The sequence below is a fragment of the Paenibacillus sp. N119s genome (assembly GCF_059447605.1).
This window is the reverse complement of sequence record NZ_JCAJRU010000361.1, coordinates 1-3354: the sequence shown is the minus strand read 5'-3', so window position 1 is coordinate 3354 and position 3354 is coordinate 1. Positions and strand designations below refer to the sequence as shown.

General features: G+C 33.5%; 5 protein-coding genes. All 5 read right to left on the bottom strand.

The annotated features are described in order from the left end of the window. Positions 1 to 362: 362 nt before the first annotated feature. Complete coding sequence (locus tag AC5V8P_RS24515; RefSeq protein WP_231116772.1) at positions 363 to 647, bottom strand: class I SAM-dependent methyltransferase; 285 nt, start codon at positions 645 to 647, stop codon at positions 363 to 365. Positions 648 to 714: 67 nt separating this feature from the next. After that, positions 715 to 1170, bottom strand: coding sequence for a DinB family protein (locus tag AC5V8P_RS24510; RefSeq protein WP_064795964.1), 456 nt, complete (start codon positions 1168 to 1170; stop codon positions 715 to 717). 333 nt (positions 1171 to 1503) lie between these two features. Further along, positions 1504 to 1773 (bottom strand): hypothetical protein, encoded by a 270-nt coding sequence (locus AC5V8P_RS24505; protein ID WP_064795963.1) that lies wholly within the window; start codon positions 1771 to 1773, stop codon positions 1504 to 1506. A gap of 392 nt (positions 1774 to 2165) precedes the next feature. After that, on the bottom strand, positions 2166 to 2753 hold the full coding sequence (locus tag AC5V8P_RS24500) for a hypothetical protein (RefSeq protein WP_231116771.1): 588 nt from the start codon (positions 2751 to 2753) through the stop codon (positions 2166 to 2168). A gap of 166 nt (positions 2754 to 2919) precedes the next feature. After that, positions 2920 to 3201 carry a hypothetical protein gene (locus tag AC5V8P_RS24495; RefSeq protein WP_064795962.1) on the bottom strand — a complete coding sequence of 94 codons (282 nt, stop codon included), beginning with the start codon at positions 3199 to 3201 and terminating at the stop codon, positions 2920 to 2922. Between the last annotated feature and the right edge of the window lie 153 nt (positions 3202 to 3354).

The following is a 3354-nucleotide window of genomic DNA, read 5'->3' as shown; positions in this document are numbered from 1 at the left end:
TTTGAATCATAGTTGATGCTCCAATCGTTTTTCTCAAATCATATCACAAAATTCTTTAGTTTTCAGACACGTCCTAGAAATATGGCATTTACTAGAGACAATAATATACCCATCCCTACATCATCCATTGTTCTTATTGATTTAAAATAAATGTGCACCACTAGTGACAGACTAAATAATCCCAAGCCTATAATACTTACTATCGGTTTATCTTGCATTCTCATTTTATTATACCCTTCGCTTCCAATTACATATAACGATCTGTAATTACGATGTCCCAGCGCTTTAGGACTAACAGTCCGGCTGCCACATGCGGCAGTTAAGCGGTAGGATGTGTCTGCTAAATTACTTCCCCTAAATAGCTATCCAATCTTTTGAACAACTATATATCTTAACGAAAAACACGTAAAATACATCATTCCCTGTTCCTTCAAATGCATCACACAATTCTGTATCAGTTTTTTTCGGTCCTTTACCAAAAATAAATGTAATAAATCATAACAATATATGCCGTCATACCTTTTGCTTGTACGAAACTCTAACACCGATTCTTGAATAAAATTCGTTTTTAAATCCCATTCTTTTGCTAGATTTATAGCTGAACTAGATATCTCAATTCTATCAACCTGAAAATAAGAAGAGAACATCTTGGTATTTCTCCCATATCCGCTACAGGAACCAAAATATGATATGCATTATTCCTTTTTTAAATACTCACTTAGCTCTTCTTTTAAGCTCATCAATCTGTTTTATATGATGTTGATCATGCCAGATAAAGTCTTTTAAATATGATATTACAGTAAACTCCCCGTCAGCATATTCTTTAGTAAGCTTATCATCTTCCAAACTCTCTATACTCTGCAATATCATGTTACGGTACTGAATAGTCATTTCAATTAATTCTTCCTTCGTTTTTGTTTTTCCAAATTCAACAGCGTCCTTATTAAATTGATCAAAATCAATCTGTGTTAATGTCAAAGGCATATTGTTTAATATCGGATTTATGGCTGCTTCATAAAAGTATTTATCCCACAGCAATATATGACTTACGATATCGTGAACTGACCATTTATCTTCGGCAATCTTTATTTGCCAATCCATTTCACGAATCTTAGAAACAAAACATATCCATTCCTTGAACTCCCCTAGTAACTGCGACTTTTCATTCATAGTTTCAGACTCCTCTTTTCAAATTACAATTATTTCTACTAAAATTCCTTTTTCGAGATAACTTCTAGCAACCCTTGACTCTGTCAGGTGACGCAATTGAATACACATTATAAGAAGCCCCATCTTCTAATCCCTATCATTAACCACTAAATAAAATGAATGTTCTGTACTAACCAAACCAGAAAATCACTCTTACATCGTCAGCATCCCCTAATTTCGATAATTTTGGAATTGTTTCATGGATGAAACCCGAGCATGTATCCATAATATTTCTATATTCCATAAATTGATCACAATAATAATTTTCATCCCATTTAAAATTAATCAAACCCTTCAATAATAACCAACTGTGGTCATAAATAAATCATAGTTTCTATCCCCACTATAAAATTCATAAGGATCACTTGGTTTCAATTTAGCAGTCTTGTCTTCAGGATACAGATAGTAATCAGGGTTAACATTCCACTTATCAGCACTTAACCAAGTAGCAGTATCATTTAATTCTGCCTTACTCTTTTTATTTTTTCTCCATGTACCATCAATTTGTTCATATTCATCTCTGAAGTGTCTTTTCTCTACAAAAAACCAAGTATCCGTTCCCATATAACCTCCCATAATGTCTTTTTCATACACCCTACTTTTAAAGTCTCTGTACTGTACCAAAAGAAATCTTCATAGTAGGAGCATACACTAACCAAGATTCATCACTGAACTTTTTAGAAAAGGTTGCTTCTGCTTCATATTGTTTTTGAGCTTCCGTTTCGTTTAATCCTGTTGATCATTTCTGAAACGTCATTAGGTCCTTGTCCCAAACCTTCTTCTTACTTTGTCGTATTTCTGATAATGTTTCTATGACCATAACGCCCGAGGTCTTCGTAGACCAAGAAAGCGAAAGCGACCACACTGTGAATTACTTAATTCAATTTCCCTTTAGGGTTCTACTCGAACTAGCACCTCTTCCATAGTCATTTCTGGGGTAATAATTATCGTTTTGTTTAGGGCGTGTCTTCAAATTTATATTTTGTTAATTTATTTAATTCGATTACTTGTTCTTTATAAAAATAGCCTACTAGGCAACCTTGATCTAAAATTGTAATATACAATTTCATGGATTGTTCAGTCTTTGTTAACTCATTAAATTTCTTGAATATCTCCATATCCAACCAATCCTCATCTACTTTCATTTCCCATCTTATAAGTTCATGCTTATACTCAAAAGAGATCCATGCAGTATTATTCTGAATATCTACGTAATCCGTTATCTTATTTAATTTAAGTTTTGTCATATTCTCTAATCGCGTTATTACTCTTGCATAGTCTCCATGGTCCTCAATACATTCAGCATCCAAATACCAAATTTCATCAGATACATTTATAAATTCACCATTCACTTCAACTTCTCCACCTAAAGTAAGTAGTAGCAAGTTGTAGGGATCTTCTTCATATTCACTTCTTAAAATTTCTTCTAAAAGTAATTCTTTCTTTAAATCTGATCTCATGAAGATGCCCAATTCAGAAAGTTGGTTTAGTTGATCTTCAAATATTGTTTTCTTTTTCTTAAATAAACCAAACAGCTTGAACACCTTCTTTTATAGTTTGCATCCCTTTCCTATAACGTCTTGTATTCATAAAGCCGCCAAGTGGTTGTCTACCAGATCAAACTTCCTCGGAATGCCTCTTGCAGACAAAAGCCATCAAGCCAGCAGCAACGATACTTTTTATGAGAATTTGCATTGAGTTACTTACAAATCATCTACTCAGATTTTCTAAAAGCCCTTTGATATTCTTTCTAAAATCTTCAACTTTCATTTTGTTTCCGTAATGCTCTAATATGTCTTTAAATATCCCACTCCCTACACATAATTCAAAATCATTCAGTTGGTCGATTAATTCATTAATAACTTCACCTGACTCCATTTGTTTATAGAGCTCTGTATATTCTTTCAACATTTTTATATCCGAATCATAATTACTATAAAACATTGCGAAAAAATGCTCTAATGTAACATACTCTTTATCCGGTGTATTCAATTCTTGTCACCTCATAAAATGTAGTGTAACTCCTATTTGTTTCAACATGACGGATTGTCAAGCTAAGTGCGACAGTTCCTCTGAAAAGGATTCGTGAGCGGTTCTCCAACCCAAGCATTTTCGTGGTCTATGGTTGATCAAGCGCAGAGCAGT

What these genes read in the sequence shown, in the direction of transcription:
- AC5V8P_RS24510 (WP_064795964.1), bottom strand. Translation starts at nt 1,170, where the DNA reads ATGAATGAAAAGTCGCAGTTACTAGGGGAGTTCAAGGAATGGATATGT.
- AC5V8P_RS24515 (WP_231116772.1), bottom strand. Translation starts at nt 647, where the DNA reads ATGTTCTCTTCTTATTTTCAGGTTGATAGAATTGAGATATCTAGTTCA.
- AC5V8P_RS24505 (WP_064795963.1), bottom strand. Translation starts at nt 1,773, where the DNA reads ATGGGAACGGATACTTGGTTTTTTGTAGAGAAAAGACACTTCAGAGAT.